General features: G+C 72.2%; 21 protein-coding genes. 9 read left to right on the forward strand and 12 right to left on the reverse strand.

Annotation, left to right across the window (positions count from 1 at the left end; genetic code table 11):
• Positions 1-20 precede the first annotated feature (20 nt).
• The 5 genes from ACZ466_RS08155 to ACZ466_RS08175 form a co-directional block, all read right to left on the reverse strand.
• The gene (locus ACZ466_RS08155; protein WP_378282625.1) at positions 21-788 is read right to left on the reverse strand and encodes an energy-coupling factor ABC transporter ATP-binding protein; all 768 of its coding nucleotides are present in this window, start codon (positions 786-788) and stop codon (positions 21-23) included.
• Positions 785-1,549, reverse strand: a complete 765-nt coding sequence (cbiQ, locus tag ACZ466_RS08160) for a cobalt ECF transporter T component CbiQ (RefSeq protein WP_378282624.1) — start codon at positions 1,547-1,549, stop codon at positions 785-787. The genes ACZ466_RS08155 and cbiQ overlap by 4 nt, the downstream gene beginning before the upstream one ends.
• Positions 1,550-1,909, reverse strand: a complete 360-nt coding sequence (locus ACZ466_RS08165) for a PDGLE domain-containing protein (RefSeq protein WP_378282623.1) — start codon at positions 1,907-1,909, stop codon at positions 1,550-1,552.
• A complete protein-coding gene (locus ACZ466_RS08170) occupies positions 1,906-2,652 on the reverse strand; it encodes an energy-coupling factor ABC transporter permease (RefSeq protein ID WP_378282622.1) in 747 nt (248 codons plus the stop codon). Before ACZ466_RS08170 ends, ACZ466_RS08165 begins: the two co-directional genes overlap by 4 nt.
• Positions 2,653-2,830: 178 nt before the next feature.
• Complete coding sequence (locus ACZ466_RS08175; RefSeq protein ID WP_378282621.1) at positions 2,831-3,457, reverse strand: mycothiol-dependent nitroreductase Rv2466c family protein; 627 nt, start codon at positions 3,455-3,457, stop codon at positions 2,831-2,833.
• A 268-nt stretch (positions 3,458-3,725) separates the two neighbouring features.
• Here ACZ466_RS08175 and pepN point away from each other — a divergent pair, with 268 nt between their 5' ends.
• Together pepN and ACZ466_RS08185 are read left to right on the forward strand one after the other, a co-directional pair.
• Positions 3,726-6,263, forward strand: coding sequence for an aminopeptidase N (gene pepN / locus ACZ466_RS08180; RefSeq protein WP_378282620.1), 2,538 nt, complete (start codon positions 3,726-3,728; stop codon positions 6,261-6,263).
• A 217-nt stretch (positions 6,264-6,480) separates the two neighbouring features.
• Positions 6,481-7,359, forward strand: coding sequence for a hypothetical protein (locus tag ACZ466_RS08185; RefSeq protein WP_464043114.1), 879 nt, complete (start codon positions 6,481-6,483; stop codon positions 7,357-7,359).
• A 6-nt stretch (positions 7,360-7,365) separates the two neighbouring features.
• On the opposite strand, the gene malQ is transcribed toward ACZ466_RS08185, so the two are convergent.
• Together malQ and ACZ466_RS08195 are read right to left on the reverse strand one after the other, a co-directional pair.
• Complete coding sequence (malQ, locus tag ACZ466_RS08190; protein ID WP_378282618.1) at positions 7,366-9,546, reverse strand: 4-alpha-glucanotransferase; 2,181 nt, start codon at positions 9,544-9,546, stop codon at positions 7,366-7,368.
• A gap of 96 nt (positions 9,547-9,642) precedes the next feature.
• Positions 9,643-11,067 (reverse strand): amidase, encoded by a 1,425-nt coding sequence (locus tag ACZ466_RS08195; protein WP_378282617.1) that lies wholly within the window; start codon positions 11,065-11,067, stop codon positions 9,643-9,645.
• A gap of 224 nt (positions 11,068-11,291) precedes the next feature.
• On the opposite strand from ACZ466_RS08195, the gene ACZ466_RS08200 reads away from it, so the two are divergent.
• The 3 genes from ACZ466_RS08200 (at position 11,292) to ACZ466_RS08210 (ending at position 14,618) form a co-directional block, all read left to right on the forward strand.
• Positions 11,292-12,107, forward strand: coding sequence for a nuclease-related domain-containing protein (locus ACZ466_RS08200; RefSeq protein WP_378282616.1), 816 nt, complete (start codon positions 11,292-11,294; stop codon positions 12,105-12,107).
• Positions 12,108-12,342: 235 nt separating this feature from the next.
• Positions 12,343-14,190 (forward strand): dihydroxy-acid dehydratase, encoded by a 1,848-nt coding sequence (gene ilvD / locus ACZ466_RS08205; RefSeq protein WP_378282615.1) that lies wholly within the window; start codon positions 12,343-12,345, stop codon positions 14,188-14,190.
• A gap of 71 nt (positions 14,191-14,261) precedes the next feature.
• Positions 14,262-14,618: a hypothetical protein gene (locus tag ACZ466_RS08210; RefSeq protein ID WP_378282614.1), complete on the forward strand. Its 357-nt coding sequence runs from the start codon at positions 14,262-14,264 to the stop codon at positions 14,616-14,618.
• A 278-nt stretch (positions 14,619-14,896) separates the two neighbouring features.
• On the opposite strand, the gene ACZ466_RS08215 is transcribed toward ACZ466_RS08210, so the two are convergent.
• The 3 genes from ACZ466_RS08215 to ACZ466_RS08225 form a co-directional block, all read right to left on the reverse strand.
• Complete coding sequence (locus ACZ466_RS08215; RefSeq protein WP_378282613.1) at positions 14,897-15,115, reverse strand: FmdB family zinc ribbon protein; 219 nt, start codon at positions 15,113-15,115, stop codon at positions 14,897-14,899.
• A 249-nt stretch (positions 15,116-15,364) separates the two neighbouring features.
• A complete protein-coding gene (locus tag ACZ466_RS08220; protein WP_378282612.1) occupies positions 15,365-15,874 on the reverse strand; it encodes an HNH endonuclease in 510 nt (169 codons plus the stop codon).
• 246 nt (positions 15,875-16,120) lie between these two features.
• The gene (locus ACZ466_RS08225; RefSeq protein WP_378282611.1) at positions 16,121-16,663 is read right to left on the reverse strand and encodes a hypothetical protein; all 543 of its coding nucleotides are present in this window, start codon (positions 16,661-16,663) and stop codon (positions 16,121-16,123) included.
• Positions 16,664-16,813: 150 nt separating this feature from the next.
• On the opposite strand from ACZ466_RS08225, the gene ACZ466_RS08230 reads away from it, so the two are divergent.
• On the forward strand, positions 16,814-18,904 hold the full coding sequence (locus ACZ466_RS08230; protein ID WP_378282610.1) for a prolyl oligopeptidase family serine peptidase: 2,091 nt from the start codon (positions 16,814-16,816) through the stop codon (positions 18,902-18,904).
• A gap of 479 nt (positions 18,905-19,383) precedes the next feature.
• Positions 19,384-19,890, forward strand: coding sequence for a class I SAM-dependent methyltransferase (locus ACZ466_RS08235; RefSeq protein WP_464043118.1), 507 nt, complete (start codon positions 19,384-19,386; stop codon positions 19,888-19,890).
• 147 nt (positions 19,891-20,037) lie between these two features.
• On the opposite strand, the gene ACZ466_RS08240 is transcribed toward ACZ466_RS08235, so the two are convergent.
• Both ACZ466_RS08240 and ACZ466_RS08245 read right to left on the reverse strand, forming a co-directional pair.
• Positions 20,038-20,700: a GNAT family N-acetyltransferase gene (locus tag ACZ466_RS08240; protein WP_378282608.1), complete on the reverse strand. Its 663-nt coding sequence runs from the start codon at positions 20,698-20,700 to the stop codon at positions 20,038-20,040.
• Positions 20,701-20,705: 5 nt separating this feature from the next.
• Complete coding sequence (locus tag ACZ466_RS08245; protein ID WP_378282607.1) at positions 20,706-22,382, reverse strand: helix-turn-helix domain-containing protein; 1,677 nt, start codon at positions 22,380-22,382, stop codon at positions 20,706-20,708.
• A gap of 404 nt (positions 22,383-22,786) precedes the next feature.
• Here ACZ466_RS08245 and ACZ466_RS08250 point away from each other — a divergent pair, with 404 nt between their 5' ends.
• A complete protein-coding gene (locus tag ACZ466_RS08250; protein WP_378282606.1) occupies positions 22,787-23,284 on the forward strand; it encodes a hypothetical protein in 498 nt (165 codons plus the stop codon).
• A 784-nt stretch (positions 23,285-24,068) separates the two neighbouring features.
• Positions 24,069-25,073, forward strand: a complete 1,005-nt coding sequence (locus ACZ466_RS08255; RefSeq protein WP_378282605.1) for a mechanosensitive ion channel family protein — start codon at positions 24,069-24,071, stop codon at positions 25,071-25,073.
• The last annotated feature ends 71 nt before the right edge of the window (positions 25,074-25,144 follow it).

The raw sequence follows: 25,144 nt of genomic DNA on the forward strand, positions 1-25,144 counted from the left end.
CCGGAGCGACTCCCCGGGGTTCAGCCGCGCGAGCGCGCGGCCGCCGCCGGATCGAAGCCGAACGGCAGCTCCAGCCGGTGCTCGGCGAGCAGCGGGGCGTCGCCCAGCAGGTCGAGCGTGGGCGCGTCGGCGGCGATCACGCCGCCCGACAGGATCAGCGACCGCGGGCACAGCTCGGCCGCGTACGGCAGGTCATGGGTGACCATCAGCACGGTCACCTCCAGCCCCAGCAGGATCTCCGCCAGCTCCCGGCGGCCCGCCGGGTCCAGGTTGGACGACGGCTCGTCCAGCACCAGGATCTCCGGCTCCATCGCCAGCACCGTCGCCACCGCGACCCGGCGCCGCTGCCCGAAGCTCAGATGCTGCGGCGGCCGGTCGGCGACCTCCAGCATGCCGACCCGGCCCAGCGCGACCTCCACCCGGCGGTCCAGCTCGGCGCCGCGCAGCCCCAGGTTGGCGGGGCCGAACGCGACGTCCTCCCGGACCGTGGGCATGAACAGCTGGTCGTCAGGGTCCTGGAAGACGATCCCGACCCGACGCCGGATCTCCCGCAGCGCCTTCTTGTCCTTGGGGTCCACGGTCATCCCGCCGACCCGGACCGTTCCCAGCCCGCCGTGCAGGATGCCGTTCAGATGCAGGACGAGGGTGGTCTTGCCCGCCCCGTTGGGGCCCAGCAGCGCCACCCGTTCACCCTGGCCGATGGTGACGTCGACGCCGTACAGGGCCTGGGTCCCGTCGGGGTAGGCGTAGGCGAGCCCACTCACTTCCAGGGACGGAGCACTCGTCATGGCCCCATCCAAGCGGCCAGGGCGACCAGGCCCGCCGCCAGGGGGAGGGCGGAGGCCGTCCACCACTGCGCGGCGGAGGCGCCGACGTCGTGCAGCACGGGCATGCGGCCGTCGTACCCGCGGCTCACCATCGCCAGGTGCACCCGCTCCCCGCGCTCGTACGAGCGCAGGAAGAGCGCGCCGAGCGAGCGGGCCAGGACACCCGCGTCCCGCATGCCGCGCGGCTCGAAACCGCGGGCGGCGCGGGCCACCCGCATGCGGCGCAGCTCGCCGGCCACCACATCGCCGTACCGCAGCATGAACGCCGCGATCTGCGTGAGAAGCTGCGGCATCCGCAGCCGCTCGATCCCGAGCAGCAGCAGCCGCGGCTCGGTGGTGGCGGCCAGCAGCACGGACGCGACCACGCCGAGGGTGCCCTTGGCCAGGATGTTCCAGGCGCCCCACAGGCCGTCCTCGCTCAGCCGCAGCCCCAGGACGGCGACCTTCTCACCGGTCGCGACGAACGGCAGCGCCAGCGCGAACGCCACGAACGGCACCTCGATCGCCGTCCGCCGCAGCACCAGCCCGTACGGGACGCGGGCCACGGCGGCGACGGCGGCCAGCAGCACCGCGTACACCGCGAACGCCCAGATCCGCTCGCGCGGCGTGGCCACGACCACCAGCACGAACGCCAGCAGGGCGACCAGCTTGCACTGCGGCGGCAGCCGGTGCACCGGCGAGCTCCCCGGAACGTGCAGCCGGTGGGCGTGGCCCCCGCCCATCTAGGCGTCCCGCGACGGGGCGGGCGCGGACGCCGCGCGCTCCGCACCGGCGTCCTCTCCGGCGACCGGGGCGCCGCGGCGGCGCAGCACCCAGAACAGCCCGCCGCCCACGGCCAGGACGGCGGCGACGCCGATCACGCCGGACAGCCCGCCCGACAGCCGGGCGTCGTCGATCCCCTTGACGCCGTAGTCGCCCAGCGGGGAGTCCTTGAGCGCGTGGTCCTTCTCCTCGGCGCTGATCCCCTTGTCGCCGGCGACCTTCTCCAGGCCGTCGGGGTGGGAGCTGGCGTAGTAGCTGACGATCCCGGCGAGCACCAGGGTCACCAGCAGGGCGGCGGCGAAGAAGCGCTTGGTGGTCATGACCGTCCCTCCGCGGGCTCGGCCGGCGCGCCGGGCGCCGGGGCGGACTCTCCGGCGGCGGGCCGCCGGGTGCGCAGCGTCACGGGCTTGATCAGGTCGCGGGCGCCGTGGACCAGGTCCGGCCGGACGGCCAGCACGCTCGACACGGCGAACGCGGTGATCAGGCCCTCGCCGATCCCGATCAGCAGGTGCACCCCCAGCATCGCGGCGGCGACGGTGCCGATGGGGACGTCGGTGGTGCCGCCGACGGCGTAGATCAGTGTGAAGGCCAGCGCGGAGGCGGGCACCGACACGGCGGCCGCGACGAACGCGGCGCCGCTCGCGGCGGGCCGCGACGCGGGCAGCACCTTCAGCAGCAGCCGGAACAGGCCGTACCCGACCGGGACCGTGACCAGGGCCATCAGCGTGATGTTGACCCCGAGCGCGGTGAGCCCGCCGTCGGCGAACAGCAGCGCCTGCAGGAGCAGCACCACCGACACGCACAGCACTCCCGCGTACGGCCCGACCAGGATCGCCGCCAGCGCGCCGCCGAGCAGATGCCCGCTGGTCCCGGAGGCCACCGGGAAGTTGAGCATCTGCGCGGCGAACACGAACGCGGCGGTCAGCCCGGCCAGCGGCGCGGTGCGGTCGTCCAGCTCCCGGCGGGCGCCGCGCAGCGACACGGCCACGCCCGCGACGGCCACCGCGCCGGCCGCGAGCGAGACCGGCGCGTCGATGAATCCGTCCGGCACGTGCACGATCATCACCATCCCTGCGGAGATGTTGGGACAGGCCCAGTGTGGGCGCGAGATGGCGGCAGCTGCAAGAGTGTCGCAACAGCTCACATCTCGCGCAGATCATCGCAGCGCACGGTGGACGGGACGGCGGCGGGGCCCGCCGAACGGCGGGCCCCGGAACAGCCGAAGATCGAATCAGTCGGGATCAGTCGAAGATCGGGTCCCTGGTGCGGGTGCGCTTCAACTCGTAGAAACCATCCGTGGACGCCACCGCCAGCACTCCGTCCCAGAGCTTCACGGCGGCCTCGCCGCGCGGGATCGGGGTGACGACCGGGCCGAAGAAGGCGCTGCCCTCGACCTCGATCACCGGGGTGCCGACCTCCTGCCCCACCCGGTCGATGCCGTCCTTGTGGGACGCGCGCAGCGCCTCGTCGTATTCCTCGGAGTCGGCCGCGCCGGCCAGGGCCGGGTCCAGGCCCGCGGCCTCCAGGGCGGCGATGTAGGTGGCCTTCTCCCTGGGCAGCTTGTCATGGTGGAAACGGGTGCCGAGCTCTGTGTAAAGGGTTCCCAGCACCTCGGGGCCGTATTTCTGCTCGGCGGCGATGCACACGCGCACCGGGCCCCAGGCCGTCTTCAGCATCTCTCGGTAGTTCTCGGGGATGTCCTTGTCCTCGTTCAGGACGGCCAGGCTCATCACATGCCAGCGCGGCTCGATCGGGCGCAGCGCGGCGACCTCGTGCACCCAGCGGGAGGTGATCCACGCCCACGGGCACAGCGGGTCGAACCAGAAGTCGACGGGGGTGCGGGTCTCGGGGGACGACTCGGACGACAAGGCAGCCTCCTCAGGCCGTTCACAGACAACTCCTCTGCGGCAACCCCCCACCGCGGACCCCCATTCCCACTTGCTCTACCTGACCAAGGGATTTTGCTGAGATTCCCCGCGAGGTCTGCGGCTGTTCCGACCCGTTCCGGCCCGTTCCGGTCTGTTCCGGACAGCGCCACCGCCACCTGGCCGTACCGGTGACGCGCCACCGCGCCCCAACGGCCGACCCGGTTGGTAGACATGGAGCGACAGCTATCGGGACAGCCAAGGAGTACATGTGGCAGGCAACCTCACGCGCGACGAGGCGCGGGAACGGGCCCGGCTGCTCACCGTCGACTCGTACGAGGTCCATCTCGACCTGACGACCGGCGCGGAGCGGTTCGGTTCCACCACCGTGATCAAGTTCGGCTGCGCCGAGCCGGGCGCGTCGACCTTCGTGGACCTCCACGGCGCCGAGGTGCGGGAGGTCGTCCTCAACGGGACCGCGCTCGATCCGGCGTCCTACGACGCCGAGAAGGGCCGGGTCCCGCTGCCGTCCCTGGCCGCGTCCAACGAGCTGCGCGTGGCGGCCGACTGCGCCTACTCGCGTTCGGGCGAGGGCCTGCACCGGTTCGTCGACCCGGTCGACCAGAGCGTGTACCTCTACACGCAGTTCGAGACGGCCGACGCGCACCGGATGTACACCTGCTTCGACCAGCCCGACCTGAAGGCGACGTTCGCGCTGCGCGTCACCTCGCCCGCGGACTGGAAGGTGATCACCAACGAGGCGTTCGCGACCGACGGCGCCCGCACCGGCGAGTGGCGCTTCCCGCCGACGCCGCGGGTCTCGACCTACATCACGGCGCTGATCGCGGGGCCGTACCACGAGGTCACCGGCGAGTACCGGCGGGCCGACGGCGGCGTCATCCCGCTCGGCGTGTACTGCCGCGCGTCGCTGAGCGAGCACCTGGACGCCGAGGCGATCCTGGACGTGACCCGGCAGGGCTTCGCGTTCTTCGAGGACGTCTTCGACCTGCCCTACCCGTTCGGCAAGTACGACCAGCTGTTCGTGCCGGAGTTCAACGCGGGTGCGATGGAGAACGCGGGCGCGGTCACGTTCCTGGAGGACTACGTCTTCCGGTCGCGGGTCACCGACGCGGCCTACGAGCGGCGCGCCGAGACGATCCTGCACGAGATGGCGCACATGTGGTTCGGCGACCTGGTCACCATGCGCTGGTGGGACGACCTGTGGCTGAACGAGTCGTTCGCGACGTACATGAGCGTGCTGTGCCAGGCCGAGGCCACCAAGTGGACGGGGTCGTGGACCACGTTCGCCAACCTGATGAAGGCGTGGGCGTACCGGCAGGACCAGCTGCCCTCCACCCACCCGATCGCCGCCGACATCCCCGACATCCGGGCGGTGGAGGTCAACTTCGACGGGATCACCTACGCCAAGGGCGCCAGCGTGCTCAAGCAGCTGGTGGCCTATGTCGGCCGCGACAACTTCCTGGAGGGCGTGCGGCGCTACTTCCGGCGGCACGCCTGGGGCAACACCGTCCTGGCGGACCTGCTGGACGCGCTGGAGGAGACCTCGGGCCGCGACCTGACGGCGTGGTCGAAGGAGTGGCTGGAGACGGCCGGGGTCAACACGCTGCGTCCCGAGTACGAGGTGGACGCGGACGGGAACTTCGCCTCGTTCGCGGTGCTGCAGGAGGCCAAGCCGGAGTACCCGACGCTGCGGTCGCACCGGATCGCGATCGGCCTGTACGACCGGACGCCCGAGGGGATCGTCCGCCGCGAGCGGGTCGAGCTGGACATCGTGGGCGCCCGGACCGAGGTGCCCGAGCTGGCCGGGCGGAAGCGTCCCGACCTGGTGCTGGTGAACGACGACGACCTCACCTACGCCAAGATCCGCCTGGACGAGCTGTCGCTGCGGACGCTGGTCGAGGGCATCGGGGAGATCCGGGACGGGCTGCCGCGGGCGCTGTGCTGGTCGGCGGCCTGGGACATGACCCGGGACGCGGAGCTGTCCACCCGCGACTACGTGCGGCTGGTCATCAGCGGCATCCGCGGCGTCACCGACATCTCGGTGGCGCAGACGCTGCTGCGGCAGACCCGTACGGCCGTGCAGCAGTACGCCGCCCCGGCGTGGCGCGAGGAGGGGCTGCGGCTGATGGCCGACGCCCTGCGCGAGCTGGCGGAGGGGGCGGAGGCCGGTTCGGACTTCCAGCTCGCCTACGTGCAGGCGTTCGCGGCGTCCGCCACCGGGGAGCACCTGGACCTGGTGGCCGGGCTGCTGGACGGTTCGGCGACCCTGGAGGGGCTCAAGGTCGACACCGAGCTGCGCTGGGCGCTGCTGCGGCGCCTGGTGGTCACCGGCCGCGCGGGCGAGGCGGAGGTCGCGGCCGAGGTGGAGCGCGACCCGACGGCGGCGGGCGAGCGGCACGCCGCGGCCTGCCGCGCCGCGGTGCCGACGGCCGAGGCCAAGGCCGCGGCGTGGGAGCGGATCATCGGCGGGGAGCTGCCGAACGCGGTGTACCGGGCGACGCTGGGCGGGTTCGTGGAGCCCGACCAGGCGGAGCTGCTGGTGCCGTACGTCGACCCGTACTTCGCCGAGGTGGGCCGGATCTGGAAGGAGTGGAGCAGCGACATGTCCCAGACGTTCGCCGAGGTCGCCTATCCCTTCCTGGTCGTGGAGCAGTCGACGATCGACCGTACCGAGGCCTATATCGCCGAGCACGCGCCGCCGCCGGCGCTGACCCGGCTGCTGTCGGAGGGCCGTGACGGTGTGGCCCGGGCGCTGCGCGCCCGGCGCAAGGACGCCGAGTCCGCCTGAGTTCGGTCCGGCCGCGGGGCCGCCCCCACCGGTGCCCTTGGGCGTCCGGGGGCGGCCGCGCGGTCGCGGGACGGTGGTGGCTCGGCGGAGAATGGTGGCTGTGGAGACGGCACGGGACGTTCTGACGGCGCTGGCGCGCAGGCACGCCTTCGGGGACATCGAGGCGCTGGCCGGGGCCGGGGTGGTGCCGTCGGCGGAGACGGCGTCGTTACGGGCGTTGTGCGCGTTCGGGCAGCGGGTGCTCGATCTGGACGCCGAGGACTTCGGCATGCCGGAGGAGGTGGGGGAGGTCCCCAAGGACCTGCTCGACCGGGCCCGCGCCAGCCGGATGCCGCAGGCGCCCAGGGAGCGGCCTCGCGGTGCCTTGGCGAGCCTGCGCCCGGCGTACTCGCTGCTGCTGGAGGTCGTGGCGATCCGCTGGGAGCGGCGGGAGATGGCCGCGCTGGTGGCCGCGGTGCACATCGCCAGCGAGTACCTGGCGCTGCTGGCGTGGGAGCCGGTGCTGGGGCACGCGGGCGATCCGGCGCTGATAGGCGGGTCGGTGTCGGGTCCGGGGAGCCGGTTCGGGGTGCCGCTGGAGCCGGGCGCCGAGCGCAACTGCGACCACACCCGTCCGGAGCGTTCGGCGTGCGAGCGGACGCTGCGGGTCGCGACGGAGCCGCCGCCGGGGTGGCGGGCCTACCTCGACCGGCAGCACAGCCAGGTGGCGCAGGCCCTGGGCGACTGCGCGGCGCGCTGCCGCACGCCGTGCACGGTGATGACGCGGCTGGACGAGGGCGTGCGCGCGGATCTGGTGGAGCGCTGCAAGCTCGCCTCCGACTTCACCGACGGGGCGCTGGTGAAGCTGCGGCACGCGGCTCCGGTCGGTCATGGTTTCGGGGTGCCGTCTCCGGAGGAGGTGCAGGCGGCCTGGGCGCGGGCGCGCTCGTCTCTGCGCCGGAACCCGCTGGGCAAGGCGGCGCTGGCCGGGGACGATCGCGACGGGTATCCGCTGCCGGGCCTGCCGGGGCTGTTCTCCGCGATCGCCTCGGCCCGGATCGAGCCGGACACCCTGCTGGACGAGGTCTCCACCCGCCTCGTCACAGCCCTCGCCTGAGGCGCTTCAGGGAAGCCTGGCCTCGTCCTCGGGACGATGGGTGAGCGCCCTGAGGGGCGCCAGGGCGGCTTCCAACTGGGGGCGGCCGGGGAGGTCGTCCAGGAGGACGGGGTCGCCCTTGGCGTCGGCGAGGGCCACCCGCCAGTTGGGGTACTCGTCGGTGGTGCCGGGCTGGTTCTGGGTGCGGCGCTCCCCCACTGCGTCGGCCAGGGAGATCCCTATGAGGCGGGCCGGGGTGCGGACCAGGAAGGCGTGCAGGGCCGTGGCCACCTCGGCGTCGTAGCGGGTGGAGCCGCCTCCCGGGGCGTCGGCCGTCACGGCTTCGAGGATCTCTCCGGGCGGGGTGGTGAGGAGGCCCTCGTCGTGGAGGAGCCCGAGCCAGTCGGCCAGGTGCGTGCGGTGGTCGGCCAGTTCCTCTTCCAGGGGGCGGGTGAGCAGTTCGAGCCGTTTGCGCAGCTCGATGTGGTCGCCGTGCAGGAAACCCGTGATCGGGGGCATGTCGTGGGTGCCGACGGTGGCCAGTGACTTCTCGCGCCAGTCCCGGGGCTTGCGGGGGCGGCCCTCGGCGTCCCGCTCGAACCAGAGGAGGGATGTTCCCAGGATGCCCCTGTCGGCGAGGTCGTCGCGTACGTCGGGTTCGACGGTCCCCAGGTCCTCCCCCACCACGACGGCCCCGGCCTGGGATGCCTCCCAGACGAGGGTGGAGAGCATCGCGTCACGGTCGTAGGCGACGTACGTCCCGTCGGCCGGGGAACGCCCTTCGGGGACCCACCACAGGCGGGAGACCTGCATGGCGTGGTCGAGGCGGAGTCCTCCGCCGTGCCGCAGGGCCGCGGCGAGCATCCCCCTGAACGGGAGGTAGGCGGCCTCGGCGAGACGGCCGGGATGCCAGGGCGGCTGGCCCCAGTCCTGGCCGAGCTGGTTGAACTCGTCCGGGGGCGCCCCCACGCTCATGCCGGGGGCGAACATGGGGCGGTACATCCAGGCGTCGGCGCTGCCGGGGTGCACGCCCACGGACAGGTCGTGGACGATCCCGATGGGCATGCCCGCGGCGCGGGCGGACGCCTGGGCCGCGGCGAGCTGCTCGTCGAGCTGCCACTGCAGCCAGGCGTGGAACTCGACGCGGTCGGCGAGGCGCTTGGCCGCGTGCGCGACGGCGGGGTTCTCCGCGTCGCGCAGCTCGGCGGGCCAGCGGCGCCAGTCCGCGCCGTGCTCCTCCCCCAGGGCGCTCCAGGTGGCGAACGCCGTCAGCGGTGCCCCCTCGCGGTGGCGGTACCACTCGTAGGCGCGCTGCCGTTCGGGGCCGCGGGGCAAGGCGTAGAGCGTTTCGAGGGCCTCCCGCTTGGCCTCCCATACGGCGTCGCGGTCGAGGTAGCCGCCCCCGGCCCCCTTCTTGGAGCCGACGTCGCGGGCCCCGGCGGCCAGGGCGGAGAACCGTTCGCGGTCCTCAGGCGAGAGCGCGGCGTACTCTGGGACGTCCTCCACCCTCAGGTAGAGCGGGCTGGCGAACCGCCGGCTCATGGGCGAGTAGGGGGACGGGCCTATGGGCGTGGCGGGTTCGGTGGCGTGCAGGGGGTTGACCAGGACGAAGCCCGCGCCGAGGTCCCGTCCACTCCAGGAGGCGAGGTCGGCCAGGTCGTGCAGATCCCCCAGGCCCCACGACTCCTTGGAGCGCACCGAGTAGAGCTGCGTGGTGAATCCCCAGGTCCGCTGTGGCGGGTGCAGGCGTTCGGGGGTGAGGAGCAGGGGAGCGCTCTCCTCCCGCCCTTGGTCGCGGACGCGCACGCGCACCCGGTGCCAGCCCTCCGGGGTGCCCTGCGGCAGGTGGTACTGCTTCATCAGCCCTTCGGGCGTGCGGACGCTCGTCCCGTGCAGCTCTGCCGAGCCGCCCGTGGACATGTCCAGCCACACCTCGGTCGCCGCCCGCGCGTTCCACGGGATCCTGATGGCCGCGGGGCGTCCCGCCCGCTGGAACAGGATCGGCGGGAGCAACCGGGCGCGCCGCTCCTCCTCCAGGCGGGCCAGTGTCTCCCGTACGGCCTCGGGCGTGGAGACGTCCGCCCCCAGGGCGGTGAGGACCGCTCTGAGGGTGCCCTGGGAGACCTCGGTGTCCCGGCCACGCCAGTCGGCGTAGCGGGTCGCTACGCGATGCGCCCGAGCCAGCTTGTTCAGTTCTGCATCCGCCACGCTCTGACCCTGCCCCTTAGTCGCTGCTTGCTCCCCTCCGGTACGCATTACCCGTATCAAGCGCCCTACCCCACACTGGCGGCAGGCCGGGGAAGGTCACTCGTTCCAGATGGGCGGCTTGCGGTCGATCCAGGGGCGGGCCTCCTCCAGCTGCGCGGACAGGGAGATGAGCGTGTCCTCCCCGCCCAGGCGGCCCGCGAGCATGACGCCGATGGGCAGGCCGTCGGCGTTCCAGTACAGCGGCACGTTCACCGCGGGCTGGCCGGACACGTTGTAGGGGGCGCAGAAGGGCGTGAAGTGCTTCTGCCGCGCGAAGTTCTCCTCCGGCTCCTGGCCGTGGAAGTAACCGATGGGCGCCGGGGGCTGCGCCAGGGTCGGGTGCAGGATCGCGTCGAACTCGTTCATGACGGGGAACGCGCTGCGCAGCGCCGCCTGCAGCATGGCGTGGGCCCCGAACAGCTCGGGCGCGCTGGTGGCGTGCCCGCGCTCGCGCAGCCACCGGGTGAGGGGCTGCAGGAGGTGCTCCCGCTCGGGCTCGACGGGCGTGAGGGTCGCCATGACGCCCCAGAGCGTCTCGAAGATGGGCACGAGGTCGGGGCCGAGCACCTGGGGCAGTTCCACGACCTCGTGGCCGAGCTCCTCCAGAAGCAGCGAGGCGTCCTCGTACGCGGCGACGCAGTCGGGATGGACCTCGGCGTCCGGCACCACCGGCTCACGGCTCCGAGCGATCCGCAGGCGGCCCGGGGGACGCTCGGCCGCGTCGAGGTAGGACCCCTCGCGCGGAGGCGCCAGGTAGAGGTCTCCGGGCATCGGGCGGGCCATCACGTCCAGGAGGAGGGCCGCGTCCCGGACGGTCCGCGCGATCGGCCCGTTGGCCGACAGGCCGAACAGGTCGGGGACGATCGGCCCCTGCGAGATCCGGCCCCGGGTCGGCTTGATCCCGAACAGCCCGCAGACGCTGCTGGGAATGCGGATCGAGCCGCCGCCGTCGCTGCCCTGCGCGACCGGCGCCAGCCCGCCGGCGACCGCCGCGGCCGCCCCGCCGCTGGAGCCGCCGGCCGACCGGGTGAGGTCCCAGGGCGTCCGGGCCGGAGGCGCCACGGCGTTTTCGGTGTAACAGGGCAGACCGAATTCGGGGGTCGAGGTCTTACCTGGAAGGACAGACCCCGCTTCCCTCAGCAGTAGGACGACATTGTCATCGGCAAACCCGGACAGATCGGTAAAGACCTCCGAACCGAAGGTCATCCGGACGCCGTCCACCATGTTGAGGTCCTTGATCGGCACCGGGACGCCCAGCAGCGGCGGCAGATCGGCGGGATCGGCGGCCTCCATCAGCCGTTTCTCCGCCCGCTCCGCCTCCTCACGGGCACGATCGGCGGTGACCGTCACATAGGCGCCCAGCCTGGGGTTCAGCCGCTCGATCCGCTCCAGGTAGTGGTCGGCGACCTCGACGGGGGAAAGCTCGCGGGAGCGAATCGCGGCGGCCAGCCGCATGGCGCTCAGATCATGGGTATGGGTCACACCGCGGAACGCTAGACGGCGGATGCCCCAGCATCAAAGATGACAAGGACGACAAGCCACGAAAGAGGGATGAGCACCGCCGTACCCGGCGGCGGCAACTTCCAACCATGATGAACCGGGGACAAAAGTATTAACCCGACATGGCTAGTCCCCGATCGCGAAAATGATTACTCTGCGCTCGGAGGATCATGCTTCCGGAGCGAAAGGAACACGGAGCGTCACTTATGGCGATCATGGAGAGGGGCAACTCCCAGGAGGCCCGCGGGCAGCCTCAGCAGACCCCTGACGACGCCGACGGCGGCCGCCCGTCCGGCCGCCCGCCCCTGCGCGACACCGTCGACGACGCGCTCAAGGACCCCCGGATCAAGCGGTGGCTGGTGCGCGCCGGGATCGCGGTCGCGCTGTGCCTGCTGCTCACGCTCATCTTCGGCCTGCGGATCGGGCTCACCGTGGCGGTGCTGGCCGTGGTCGGCGACGTCGTCCGGAGTTCCCGCAAGGACTCCAGCGTCCCGGCCTGGCAGAAGTCCTCGGCGGCCGAGCGCCGCACCGAGAAGCAGCTGCGCTCGCTCGAGAAGGGCGGCTACCGCGTGCTGCACGCGCGCGCCGTCCCGCGCGACGACGAGGGCGTCAGCGACGGCCGGATCGACCACCTGGTCATCGGCCCGAGCGGCGTGTACGCCATCGACTCGGAGAAGTGGGACAAGCGCCTCCCGGTGCGGACCCTCTCCCACCGCAAGCTCTTCCACGGCCCCTTCAACAAGAAGGACCGGCTGGACGAGGCGCGCTGGGAGGCCGACCAGGCCAGCAAGATCATCGCGGCGGGGGTCGGGTTCGAGGTGCCGGTCCAGGCGTCGGTGGCCATCTACGGGCCGTCCATCCCGTGGAAGGTCATGCGGGTCCGCGACGTCGACGTCTTCGCGGGCAACCGGGCGCGGGGCTACCTGCGCCGCCGTCCCAAGGTCCTGACCGAGACCGACGTGCAACGCATCTACCAGGCCGCCCGGGACTCCCTGCCGCCCAAGTACCCCGACGCGGAGTAAGGGCCCCGGCTCAACGACGAGCCCCCGAGGAGGGGCACCTCGTCCCCGGCGAGGTGCCACTCCGCATCCCCGACTTCCAACGCCGGGACGCTTCGCGTCCCGGCGTTTCGCCGCGCGTTGATACCATCGTTCGATACGGGCCGGCCCTACATGACCTCTGCGGAGCCGGCGGCAGCGCCGCGATCCGCCGCTGCGTCCACATTCAGCGCACGTCACAGGTTGGGAGAGGTCCCTCATGCCCCCGCTCAGGTCACGCACCGTCACCCACGGCCGCAACATGGTGGGCGCCCGCGCCCTCATGCGGGCCAGCGGCGTAGCGCGGGAGGACTTCGGCAAGCCGATCGTGGCGGTCGCCAACAGCTTCACCCAGTTCGTGCCCGGCCACGTCCACCTGCGCGAGGTCGGCGACATGGTCGCCGCCGCCGTCAGCGAGGCCGGGGGCGTCCCCCGCGAGTTCAACACCATCGCCGTGGACGACGGCATCGCCATGGGCCACGGCGGCATGCTCTACTCGCTGCCGTCCCGCGAGCTGATCGCCGACGCCGTCGAGTACATGGTCAACGCGCACTGCGCGGACGCCCTGATCTGCGTGTCCAACTGCGACAAGATCACCCCCGGGATGCTGATCGCCGCGATGCGGCTGAACATCCCGACCGTGTTCGTCTCCGGCGGCCCGATGGAGGCCGGCAAGCCGGTCGAGGGCGTGCGGGACGGCCACAAGCTCGACCTGATCGACCCGATGATCGCCTCCGCGGACGACTCGGTGTCCGACGAGACCCTGGCCCAGATGGAGGAGGCGGCCTGCCCGACCTGCGGTTCCTGCTCGGGCATGTTCACCGCCAACTCCATGAACTGCCTCACCGAGGCGATCGGCCTGGCCCTGCCCGGCAACGGCACCGTCCTGGCCACCCACGTCGCCCGCAAGAAGCTCTACGCCGACGCCGGCCGCACCGTCGTGGAGATCGCCCAGCGCTACTACGAGCAGGACGACGACTCCGTCCTGCCGCTGAACATCGCCACCCGCGACGCGTTCGAGAACGCCATGGCCCTCGACATCGCCATGGGCGGCTCGACCAACACGATCCTGCACCTGCTGGCCGCCGCCCACGAGGGCGCCGTCGACTTCGGCCTCAAGGAGATCGACGAGCTGTCCCGCCGGGTGCCGTGCATCTGCAAGCTGGCCCCCGCCACCCCCAAGTACCACGTCGAGGACTGCCACCGCGCCGGCGGCATCCCCGCCCTCCTGGCCGAACTCGACCGCGCCGGGCTGCTCAACCGCACCGTCCACACGATCCACTCGTCCTCCCTCCAGGAGTTCCTGGCGAAGTGGGACGTGCACTCCCCCGACGTGCTCCCCGAGGCCGTGGACATGTTCCACGCCGCCCCCGGCGGCGTCCGCACCACGCAGGCCTCCGGCCAGAACGCCCGCTGGGAGACCCTCGACCTCGACCGCGAGGCGGGCTGCATCCGCGACGCCGAGCACGCCTACACCACCGACGGCGGCCTGGCCGTCCTGTTCGGCAACATCGCCCCCGACGGCGCCATCGTCAAGACCGCCGGCGTCGAAGAGGAACTCTGGACCTTCACCGGCCCCGCCGTCGTCTTCGAGAGCCAGGAGGACGCCGTCGAGGGCATCCTCGGCGACAAGGTCCGCGAGGGCGACGTCGTCGTGATCCGCTACGAGGGCCCCAAGGGCGGCCCCGGCATGCAGGAAATGCTGTACCCGACCAGCTTCCTCAAGGGCCGCGGCCTCGGAAAGGCCTGCGCGCTGGTCACCGACGGCCGCTTCTCCGGCGGCACCAGCGGCCTGTCCATCGGCCACGCCTCCCCCGAGGCCGCCGCCGGAGGCACCATCGCCCTGGTCGAGAACGGCGACCGCGTCGTCATCGACATCCCCCGCCGCACCCTCCAGCTGGACGTCCCCGAAGAAGAACTGGCCGTCCGCCGCGAAAAGCTCCTGGCCGACCTGGGCGGCTACCGCCCCCGCGACCGCCACCGCCCCGTGACCGCCGCCCTCCAGGCCTACGCAGCCATGACCACCTCAGCCTCCACCGGCGCCGCCAGAGACATCAGCCAGCTCTAGCCACGATCGTCCCCTCTCCCAGGGCGAGCTCGATAAGCTGAGGTGAACGCCGCTCACTCAGGGGGAAACCTATGTCTCTCGGTGCTTCGGAGCAGCCGCTCATTCCGCAGCCTCCGGCCACGGTGACCGCGTTGCGTCAGGCCGTGGCACAGGTTTCCCCTGCGGCACTGCCGGCGTTCACTCGCGAACTGGACCAGGCTGCGGACGAGGCCCGGCTGGGGTCGGACCTCGGGCCGCTGCGGCGTTTCTCTCGACAATGGGCGATCTACGTCCATATCCACCGGCAACCACACCTGGCAGCTCGGTTCCGGGAGCTTGAGGATCGCGCGCAGCGCGGAAATGCCGCCCAAGCCCGCGCGGCCGCCGTGGAGCTCGGGCGCATTCTCGACGAGGCGCAGGCCGCACTCTCCGAGAACACGCGCTCTTGAGCGACCAGTGGGCATGGGAATACTCCCCGGATCACTCACACGTCGCCGGCGGTATTCCAGCCGCCGTAATCAAAGAGGTCGAGCGACTCGCGGACCAGCTCGTCGAACTCGCCGATGTGGGCGTGGACGTTTCGGAGCTCGGGGAAGGCCCTCACGCGGGAGGTCTACGAAGGATGAACGCCGCAAATGGCTGGTTCTACTTCCTGGCCTCACCGCACGATCGGTTGATCATCATTGTGAGGATCATCCCGCCGTTCGCTGACTTGTGAACGCCGCGGTCAGGAGCAGCAGCCTCCGCCGCAGCAGCCGCCTCCGCCGCTGGGCGGGGGCGGGGCCGGGGCGGGACCTCCTCGGCCCATGACGGCGACCGTGGACAGCAGCTTGACGGTGTCATCATGACCGTCGGGGCAGGCGGCGGGCGCGGACGCCTCGCTCATCGGGCGCGAGACCTCGAAGGTGGACCCGCAGGCGCGGCAGCGATAGTCATAACGTGGCACGCCCCCAAGGATATAAACCCGGGAGCCCGGTCGGCTACGACGACCTCAGCCGACTTACGTCCGCGACAACCTCGGCCCGCCTGCCCAGCCCCGTGGAGACCCCCGGGCGTGCGAGCGCGTCCGAAGGCCAGCCGGGTTCGAAGCCGAAGGCGAGAATCCGGCTGATCGCGAAGCGATGCAGCGCTCGCCGCGAGCGCGACAAGCGACGAGCCGCCAGGCGAGGAGCGCAGCTCGCGCTCGCAATAAACACTACGCTGCAGGTTCTGTTACGTAGGGGGCCCATTGGGGGTCGCCGTCGTGGATGACGCCTATGAGTCTCCAGTGGGCGCCGCGGGGGACGCCGGGGATGATGTTGAGGGTCCAGCCGATCTCTTCGAGGAGGCGGTCGGCCTTGCGGTGGTTGCAGGTGGTGCAGGAGGCGACGCAGTTCTCCCAGATGTGCTTGCCGCCGCGGCTGCGGGGCTGCACGTGGTCGATCGTCTCGGCGCGGTGGCCGCAGTAGGCGCAGCGGAAGTTGTCGCGCCGCATGAGCGCGGCCCGGGTCAGGGGGACGCGGGTGCGGAACGGGATCCGTACATACCGGCGGAGCCGGATGACGGAGGGGACCTCGATGGACATGGTGGCCGAGTGGAGTACGGCGCCGGTGGCGTCGGTGTGGACGACCTCGGCCTTCTCCCTGAGGACCAGGCACACGGCCCGGCGCAGCGGGAGCGTCGTCAGCGGTTCGTAAGTGGCGTTCAGGAGGAGGACCTGTCTCATCAGACGCCCTCCACCGGGCTCTGCTTCGCCTCGGCGGACGCGGGCGACCGCGCCTCACACCGAGGCCCGAGTATTGTCTCCGGCACCTGCGAACCCGCCATGAGGACCTCCCCAGGGGCGAACCGACCCGCAATCAGTGTGGCGCCTGAGAAGGCGGTCCGCTACCCCATTAATCCCCACATGCGCTCCAGATCGAACGCAAAGGGCTGCTGTCATCACGGAAGGTGAGTTCTTGCTGCCCTTCCGTCACGAAGTCGTCGCGTACCAGGGAGTGATGAGCGCGCTTCGTTTCACGGTGATGTTGGGGCGAGGTTGGGGGGATTCGTCCCTTTCGGGGGGCAGGGCGCCGGTGGAGGGGCGTTCGGGCGGGGTGGGGGCGGTGGCGGGCAGTTGCCAGGTGACCCTGCCGCGGATCTGGACCAGGCCGGTGACGTCGTCCGGCAGGTCGGCGGTCAGGGTGCCCTGCTTCTTCTGGCGGGGGTTCAGCGTGCGGTAGTCGCATCTGACCGTCCGGCGGGTCACCTTGCAGGGGGCGCTGATCGAAACGATCTTGAGGTTGGGCTTGATGCGGTGGAAGAGCAGGACGCCGCTCACGGGGCGGTCTCCGGTGTTGCGGAGCGCCCAGCGCCAGATGACCTGGTCGCCGGTCTGGGAGAGCTCCGGGGGCGAGTAGGTGAAGTCGACCTTCCCGTCGGGGGCCGGGGCGGCGGCCGACGGCGGGGCCAGGGCCGCGGCGGTCGCGGCCGCGGCGGCGAGGACGGCGAGGCGCGCGGACGACCTGGTCTTCATGATCAACCCCCGTTGGACGATCCAGTGATCGGCTTCCCTTCTACCGGAGAGGGCCCGCGCGACACGCCCGCCTCGCCGCCCCCTGGCACGGCCTTTGCCTTGCGGCGGTACGGGTACGGAACGGCAGCCCGGCCGCATAAGGTGCAGATCATGAGCCGACCGCCGTACCCGCCCGCGCAGCGCGAGGAGATCGTCGAGACCCTGCACGGCCACCAGGTCCCCGATCCCTACCGGTGGCTGGAGGCCAGGGAGGACGGCGACACCGAGGCGTGGCTGACCGCGCAGGAGCAGCTGTTCCACCGGTTCGTGGACGATCTGCCCGGCCGCGACCGGCTCCGCGGGCGGCTGCGCGAACTGCTCGGCGCCGGGAGCGTCGGCGCCCCGGTCTGGCGGGGCGAGCGGCGGTTCTTCACGCGCCGTACCGCCGAGCAGGAGCATCCGGTGCTCTACACGGTCGACCCGGACGGCTCCGAGCGGGCGCTGGTCGATCCGATGGCGCTGGATCCCGGGGGCACCACGACGCTGGACGGCTGGCAGCCCGACAAGGAGGGGCGGCGGCTGGCGTACAAGATCTCGACGGGCGGTGACGAGGAGTCGCTGCTGTACGTGATCGACGTCGCGTCCGGCGAGCGGGTCGAGGGCCCGATCGACCGCAGCCGGTACGGCTCGATCGCGTGGCTGCCCGGCGGCGAGGCGTTCTACTACGTCCGGCGGCTGCCGCCCGAGGCCGTCCCCGAGGGCGAGGACCAGTACCACCGGCGGGTCTACCTGCACCGGGTCGGCACCGATCCCGGCACCGACGTCCTGATCTTCGGTGCCGGGATGGAGAAGACCAACTACTACGGCGCCGGGGTGAGCCGCGACGGGCGCTGGCTGACGATCTCCGCGTCCCAGGGCACGGCGCCGCGCAACGACCTGTGGATCGCCGATCTGACCGCGGCGGGCGGCGCGGAGCGGCCCGCGCTGCGTCCCGTCCAGGAGGGCGTGGACGCCGGGACGGGGCTGCACGTCGGCCGCGACGGCCGCGCCTACGTGTTCACCGACCGCGACGCGCCGCGCTCGCGCCTGTGCGTCACCGACCCGGCGGATCCGTCGTACGAGAACTGGCGTGATCTCCTCCCGCAGGACCCGGAGGCGGTGCTGACCGACTTCGCGATCCTGGACGGGCCGGACCTCGGCGACCGCCCGGTGCTGCTGGCCGCCTGGACCCGGCACGCGATCAGCGAGATCACGGTGCACGACCTGGCGACCGGCGAGCGGACCGGCACGGTGCCGACGCCGGGCCTGGGCACGATCGGCGGCATCGTGGAGCGGCCGGAGGGCGGCCACGAGGCGTGGTTCGGCTACACCGACAACGTCACGCCCACCGGGGTGCTGCGCTACGACGCCCGCACCGGGGAGGTCGGGGTCTGGGCGAGCGCGCCGGGCACCGTGGAGGTGCCGGAGCTCGAGGCGCGGCAGGTGGCGTACGAGTCGTACGACGGCACCGAGGTGCGGATGCTGGTGCTCTCCCGTCCCGGCGCCGGCGGCGAGGGGCCGCGGCCGGCGATCCTGTACGGCTACGGGGGTTTCAACATCTCGCTCACGCCCGGGTACTCGGCGAGCATCCTGGCCTGGGTGGAGGCGGGCGGCGTCTACGCCGTCGCCAACCTGCGCGGCGGGTCGGAGGAGGGCGAGGAGTGGCACCGCGCGGGGATGCGCGACCGCAAGCAGAACGTCTTCGACGACTTCCACTCCGCCGCCGAGAGGCTGATCGCGGACGGGCTGACCGCTCCCGACCGGCTGGCGATCTCCGGCGGTTCCAACGGCGGGCTGCTGGTGGGCGCGGCGCTCACCCAGCGTCCCGACCTCTACCGGGCGGTGGTGTGCTCGGCGCCGCTGCTGGACATGGTCCGGTACGAGCGGTTCGGCCTCGGCCGCACCTGGAACGACGAGTACGGCACCGCCGACGACCCGGAGGAGCTGGGCTGGCTGCTGGCGTACTCGCCGTACCACCGTGTGGAGAAGGGGGTGTCCTATCCGGCCGTGCTGTTCACGATCTTCGACAGCGACACCCGGGTGGACCCGCTGCACGCCCGCAAGATGTGCGCGGCGCTCCAGCACGCGACGGCGGGTGACGCGCCGATCCTGCTGCGGAACGAGTCGGAGGTCGGGCATGACGCCCGTTCGGTGAGCCGTTCGGTGGGGCTGATGACCGACACGCTGTCGTTCATGGCGGCCCAGACGGGCCTGGCCCTCTGAGCGGCGCCGCGGCGTCGTGACGTAGCGTGGCATGCATCACAACCTGGGCGAAAACAGGGCGAACCCAATTGACGGGTGATCGAATAAGGGGGTGACGGCCTCGATGGTGCGCGGCGGCGCCGCGCGTGGGGGTCCTTCCGGGAAGGGCCACGCACGCGACGGCTCCGTGCGGGAACGGATCCTCGGCCTCCTCGACGTCCCCCCGCCCGCCGCGTCCGATGCCGGCCCCGGCTACCTCGACCTGATCGGTCCCGAGGAGGAGCCGCCGCCGTCCATCGCCCAGCGGGTCATGGAGTCGACGTTCCTGCCGCGGATCTACGAGCGGTACTGGCGTCCCATCGGCTTCAACCTGGCCAAGGGCTGGCCGGTCGGCCCCGACACCGCCGCCGAGCACGCGCTGGCCCGCACCTGGCTGGGCCTGGGCTCCCCCCGGTCCGGCCGGTCGCGGCACGGACGGCCGGCGGACCGGCCCGCCGGACATGACCGTCCTGGACGTGGCGTGCGGCCCCGGCAACGTCACCCGCGCGCTGGCCGCCGGGGTCGGCGAGGACGGGCTGGTGGTCGGGCTCGACCGCGCCGCCGGGATGCTCGACCGCGCCGCCGCCGACACCGCCGAGCCGCAGGTGGGGTACGTGCGCGGGAACGCGGCGGACCTGCCGTTCCGGGACGCCTCGTTCGACGCCGTCTGCTGCTTCGGCGCGCTCTACCTCTTCGAGGACCCGTGGGGCGCCCTCGACTCCATGGTGCGCGTGCTGAAGCCCGGCGGGCGGCTGGTCGTCCTGACCAGCCGGCGTCCTCCGCTCCCGCTGGCCCGTCTCGGCGGACGGGCCGTCACCGAGATCACCGGGGTCCGCCTGTTCGGGAGCGGCGAGGTCACCGGGTTCCTGCGCGGGCGCGGGCTCACCGAGCTCAAGCAGCGCCGCTATCCGGCGATGCAGGTGGTGGGCGCACGGAAACGGGTCCCGCCCGTCCGCGCGCGGCGCTGAAAGGTGCTCCGCTGAAGGGACGGCCAGGGGAAGACTCCCGAGATCGCGGTGGTCCCGCACCGGGCCGCGCCGCCGGCGCGAGGCCACCGCGACTCGGGTTCCGCCGTCCCTTCAGCGGAGCTGCTCGGGCACCCCGTCCCGAGCGGCTCAGCGGAGGGTTTTCTCCAGGTAGATGTTGACGATGCCGCCGATCACCTCGCGTCTGGTCTCGTTCCAGCCGAAGCCCCGGTAGAGCTGCAGCGCGGGCCCCTGCAGTTCGGTGGTGTCGGCGCGCAGCACCCGGTAGCCGTACTCGGCGGCGCGTTCCTCCAGTGCCGCCACGACCGCCCGGCCGTACCCGCGCCGCTGCGCGCCGGGATGGACGCGCAGCCGCACCATCTCGACCGCGTCCAGCGCGGGGCCGCCCGTGACGTACCCGCCGAGGGCGCGGTCACGGCCCGCCGGGACCAGATCGGCCCGCCGCAGCCCGCCCATGGCGACGATGCGGCCGTTCGCCTCGCCGACGATGAACTCCCCGTCGTTGCGGAGATAGATGTCCTCCATCCGGAAGAAGTCGTGGTCGTAGTAGACGCCGTCGCCGGGCCGCAGGCCGACCTGGGCCAGGCCCTCGCGGTGCAGTGACAGGACGGTGTCGTGGTCGTCGGCGCGGTAGCGCCGCAGACTCAGGTCGTCGAACCTCCAAATCGGCGGCTCCGCCTGGATCCGGACCAGGGTCCGGGCCCGGGCGGCGCCGTCCGCGGCGGCCGCCGTGGGACGCTCCGCGTCCCCCGCGGCGCCACCGCTCCCGGGGGCGCCGTCACGCGTTTCCATCTCGGTCAGACTTGCTCGGACGGCGGCACGGCGGGCGGGGAGCCGGTGGTGGGACTCCTCACCGGCGCCGACAGCGCCTCGTAGAAGTCGTTCAGGGCCGCGATCTGGCCGTGCTTGGCGTTGACCGCGGCGCCGATCTGCCGGGCCCGGTGCACCAGGATGTCGGAACGGTGCTCGGGCGGCAGGTCGAGGATGGCGTCGCGGCCGGCCTGCAGCGCGGCGTCGGGATGGCCCGCGTGCAACTGGCAGGCGGCGCGGTCGAGGCGCACCAGGGTGCGATCGACCCGGTCGGTGGGCGCGTAGAGGGTCAGGGCCCGGCTCAGCACCTCGTCGCCCTGCCGGTGATCGCCGAGATTGGTGAAGGTGTCGCCCTCGTAGAAGGCCATCTGCCGGTCGGTGAACCCGAACGCCAGGTCGCTGGTCTGCTCCGTGGTGAGCTGGTCGAACACCGCCCGGCCGCGGACCAGGGCCCGGCGCGCGCTGGGCGCGGCGTCGCCGCGCCCGCGCATGGCCAGCAGCCCGAGCGCCCGCGCCTCCACGGCCGGGGCCATGGCGGCCGCGACCCCGGGACTGCGGCCGGCCAGGTCCTGCGCCTTGCGCGCCAGGTGCAGCGCCTCGCGCGGGTCGCCGTAGTACATCGGCACCAGCGACTCGCGCACCGTCACCCAGGCGCGCAGGTGCCGGTCGCCGGTCTCGTCGGCGGCCGTGCGCGCGGTGCGGAAGAACGAGCGGGCCAGCCGGTGGTCGCCCAGATTGATCATGATCAGCCCGGACAGCCCGGACAGCTGGGCCGCGATGCGGCACAGCCGTTCCTGCAGCTCGACCGGCTGCCGCTTGTCGGCCATGCGGCGGACCTCGCTGAAGTCCAGCAGCACATCGCACAGCATCCGGAGGGACGGGGTGGCCTGGTACTGCCGGCCGTATCCGAGGGTCGTCTCCTCCCACTGGTCCAGCATGGTCGGTGAGACGGTGGCGCTGACCAGGGTGTCGTCCATCTTGCGTCGTAGGTTGTCCACTGCGCCCAGGAACTGGCCGTCGAGCGCCACGCCCGCTCCGGCCAGCAGCTGCAGAAGGGTTCTGCGAAGCACGATGTCCTCCTCTCCAACATCGATGGAAGCGGGGCCGCCGGCGCGGTCAGGGCCCCGGGTTTCACTGACGGGAATCCAATAACGGTCGCCCGGGCTGGGGACGACCATGCCGACCAGGGGCTGGTCGGGGACCGGCGCGATGGAGCGCCCCAGGGGGTGCTCCGGTACGCGCTCAGGCGCGTACCGCGGCGCCACGGGGGAGGCGCCGCCCGGCGCGGCCGCGTGGCCACGGCCGCAGATACAGGGACTCTGGTAGCCGAGTTCGTCGGGTTCGACCCGATAGACGGCGCAGAGGTAGTGAAGGTACTCGGGCCCCGGACGCTTGTAGCCGCTCTCGTACGCCGACAGCAGGGTCTCCCCGAGCCGGGGAACGGGTTTGCCGGCGACCTCGTACAGCGCCTTCACCTGGGCGACGATGTCGGACAGAGCGACACCATGGGACAAACGGTGCGCCTTGATCCGGCTGGTGCCGAAAAGCGGCCCGCATTGATCGTGGATTTCCTCCGCGATCTCCGCGGGGCCACGCCCTCGGGCCAGACCGCGCGCGCGTATTCCGCGCGCTATGTCCGTTTCTTTCCGGGGGGTGTCCGACATCGGTTCCGGCCTCCTCACCGCTGAGCCCGGAAGGCGGGGTGCCGGGGGGATTCCCGCCTCAGGGTCACGGCGACCAGGTCAATGGATGGCCACGAGAGATAATCTCTCGCGCACAGAGCGTAACTCCCGCAACGGGACCGGCCAAGCCATTCCGGGGAATCACGGGCGCTTCGGAGGGTGCTTCGGGCCCCGGGGGTAGAGATTCTTCCTCCGGACGGGGGCATTCCTCTCCCGGCGGAGGCGATACCGCTATCCCGTGCACGGCGGCGCCCCTTGACCGCGTGCGTGAGAGTTGCAATTCTCGCCGCGAGTAACCGAACGGACCCAGAGAGTTCGATCAGCGCACGCATCGGCGGGGCGCCGCGAGCGGCCTCACGGCACGGACGACGGAGGGGGTGTTGCAAGTGGGCACCGACAGGCGCACGGGCTACCTGGAGGAGCTGGAGCACGAACTCGACACGCGCGGCCTTGTGGCCCGGGTGGTGCGGACCCGCTCAGGCCCGGTCTTCCTCCGGGTCGTCAACCCGGACGCGGCGAGCCTCGCGGAGGACGTCACCTGCGCCCCCGCCCCCGAGTCCCACGACCACTACTACTGGTGGTCCTGGGGCGAGCGGATGCACCGCGTGGACGATCCGGGCGGCGCCGCCGTCAAGCTGGCCCGCGTGCTGCAACCGCTTCCGAGCGAGACGCTCCACCCCGAATCGCTGCACGGTGAGCCGCTGCACGGCGAGTCCCTGCGCGCCGCACCGCTCCCCGCCGGGCCCCTCCCCCAGGAGCCGCTGTCCCCGGCGCACCGCCCGAAGACGCACCTCCCCCAGGCGCACCTCCCCGTCGGGAAGCGCCCCCTGAGAGCTCAGCCGCCGGAGACGGCGGCTGCGGAACGGCCCACCGGCCGCTCCTGAAAGACCGGGCGTGTCCCGTGCGGTCGCGGCCGAAACGGCGCGGCAGCCGCCGGCCCACGGGACACGTTCGCCCGATGCACCCGGCCGACCCGCCTCACCCCGGAAGGAGACGGCACCACCGGACCAGAGAGCGTCCCACCGGACACCGGGCCGCCGCCCGGACCGGCCTGAGCGCCGCCCTGACGGCGCCATCGCGGCGCCCCTGCCTTCCGGCGGTGGCGGAAGGGCGGGCCGCATTGGGCACCTGCCCGTGCCCTGGCACGGCCTACCGGCCGACAGTTCGTTCCGCCCGCGCCGCGGGCGGAACGGCGACCTCGGGGACCGGGGCACGGGCAGGCGGACTCTTCGCCACCGACCCGCACGGTGGCCGATCACGACTTGGGGGGCGTGCCGCGAGGGGAAAATTGCCGTGCATTCCGGACATGGCTTGATAACCGGGGCGCGGCGCGACCGGCCGCCGGACCTGGAGCGTGATCCTGGCCGCTTCAGGCCCCCGCCCGGACGATCACCCTCAGCACGCCGCGTCCACGACGCCGCGGGCCCCCTCCCCGCCTCCGTATGCCCAGGTCAAAGCCATACCGCTGACCCGGCCCCACCCCCGTGCCGACGCCCGCGATCCGCCTCCCCGCCCCTCCCCGGCCGGGACACCACACGCCCCCCGCGCAGTACGAACCGCTTGTCGCCGTCCCTTACGATCAGGCTCGTACCGCGCCGGGTCCTGCCCCTGAGAGGGCCGGGTGCGGCAACGCGACACCCACATCCGGCCGGGGAGGGTCTGCCCCCTATGTCACTCACCCTTGAGCCCCTCGTGCTGCCCTGGGCACAGGACGGCACGCCCGAGACCGCCTGCCGCAGCAAGACCCCCAGCGTCGCCTGCCGCGTGGTGTGGAACATCTCGCACAACGACGACTTCACCGGGTTCTTCCGCAACTGGCTCGACCGGCCGCTGACCACCGTCTTCTGGATCATCGTGATCCTGGTGATCGCGCTGGTGCTGCGGGCCATGGCGCACCGCATGATCACCCGGATCACGCTGCGGATGGCCGAGAGCACCATGTCGGAGAAGGTCCGCGAGCGCAGCCGGACGGTGTTCGACGGCAGCCCCGCGCTGCTCAACCAGCGGCGCGCCCAGCGGGCCAGGACGATGGGATCGGTGCTGCGCAGCATCTCCTCCATCGTGATCATGGGGACGGCGTTCTTCAGCGTCCTCGGCCAGCTCGGGCTGAACCTCACCCCCGTGCTCGCCAGCGCCACCGTGATCGGCATGGCGGTCGGCTTCGGCGCGCAGAACATCGTCAAGGACTTCCTGGCCGGGCTGTTCATGCTGCTGGAGGACCAGTACGGGGTCGGCGACGTGATCGACGTGGGCAGCGCCAAGGGCACCGTCGAGGCGGTCACGCTGCGGGTCACCCGGATGCGGGACGTCAACGGCGTGGTCTGGTACGTGCCGAACGGGGAGATCAAGAAGGTGGGGAACGAGTCCCAGAACTGGGGCAGGGCCGTGCTGGACATCCCCGTCGACATCGGCGAGGACGTGGAGAAGGTCAAGGAGATCCTCAAGGCCACCGCCGACGAGCTCGCGGCGGCCCCGGACTGGGACGAGCTCATCCTGGAGGAGCCGTCGGTGTGGGGCGTGCAGGCGCTGGCGGGGGACGCGGTGATCGTCCGGATGGTGCTGAAGACCGCCCCGGGACGGCAGGCCGACGTCTCCCGCGAGCTGCGCGAGCGGGTCAAGAAGGCGTTCGACGAGGCGGGCATCGCCGTGGCGACCCCGGCCGTCGCCGGCTGACCGCGTCCCGGACCGCGATCAAGGTGAACGATCCCTCTCGGAGCGGTCCCGCTCTCACATAAGGTGGACAG

The sequence above is a fragment of the Actinomadura rugatobispora genome (genome assembly GCF_055379765.1).

Coding starts and splice junctions, on each gene's coding strand:
- ACZ466_RS08155 (WP_378282625.1), bottom strand. CDS start 788: ATGACGAGTGCTCCGTCCCTGGAAGTGAGTGGGCTCGCCTACGCCTAC.
- cbiQ (WP_378282624.1), bottom strand. CDS start 1,549: ATGGGCGGGGGCCACGCCCACCGGCTGCACGTTCCGGGGAGCTCGCCG.
- ACZ466_RS08165 (WP_378282623.1), bottom strand. CDS start 1,909: ATGACCACCAAGCGCTTCTTCGCCGCCGCCCTGCTGGTGACCCTGGTG.
- ACZ466_RS08170 (WP_378282622.1), bottom strand. CDS start 2,652: ATGATCGTGCACGTGCCGGACGGATTCATCGACGCGCCGGTCTCGCTC.
- ACZ466_RS08200 (WP_378282616.1), top strand. CDS start 11,292: ATGGCGATCATGGAGAGGGGCAACTCCCAGGAGGCCCGCGGGCAGCCT.
- ilvD (WP_378282615.1), top strand. CDS start 12,343: ATGCCCCCGCTCAGGTCACGCACCGTCACCCACGGCCGCAACATGGTG.
- ACZ466_RS08210 (WP_378282614.1), top strand. CDS start 14,262: ATGTCTCTCGGTGCTTCGGAGCAGCCGCTCATTCCGCAGCCTCCGGCC.
- ACZ466_RS08220 (WP_378282612.1), bottom strand. CDS start 15,874: ATGAGACAGGTCCTCCTCCTGAACGCCACTTACGAACCGCTGACGACG.
- ACZ466_RS08225 (WP_378282611.1), bottom strand. CDS start 16,663: ATGAAGACCAGGTCGTCCGCGCGCCTCGCCGTCCTCGCCGCCGCGGCC.
- ACZ466_RS08230 (WP_378282610.1), top strand. CDS start 16,814: ATGAGCCGACCGCCGTACCCGCCCGCGCAGCGCGAGGAGATCGTCGAG.
- ACZ466_RS08235 (WP_464043118.1), top strand. CDS start 19,384: ATGACCGTCCTGGACGTGGCGTGCGGCCCCGGCAACGTCACCCGCGCG.
- ACZ466_RS08240 (WP_378282608.1), bottom strand. CDS start 20,700: ATGGAAACGCGTGACGGCGCCCCCGGGAGCGGTGGCGCCGCGGGGGAC.
- ACZ466_RS08245 (WP_378282607.1), bottom strand. CDS start 22,382: ATGTCGGACACCCCCCGGAAAGAAACGGACATAGCGCGCGGAATACGC.
- ACZ466_RS08255 (WP_378282605.1), top strand. CDS start 24,069: ATGTCACTCACCCTTGAGCCCCTCGTGCTGCCCTGGGCACAGGACGGC.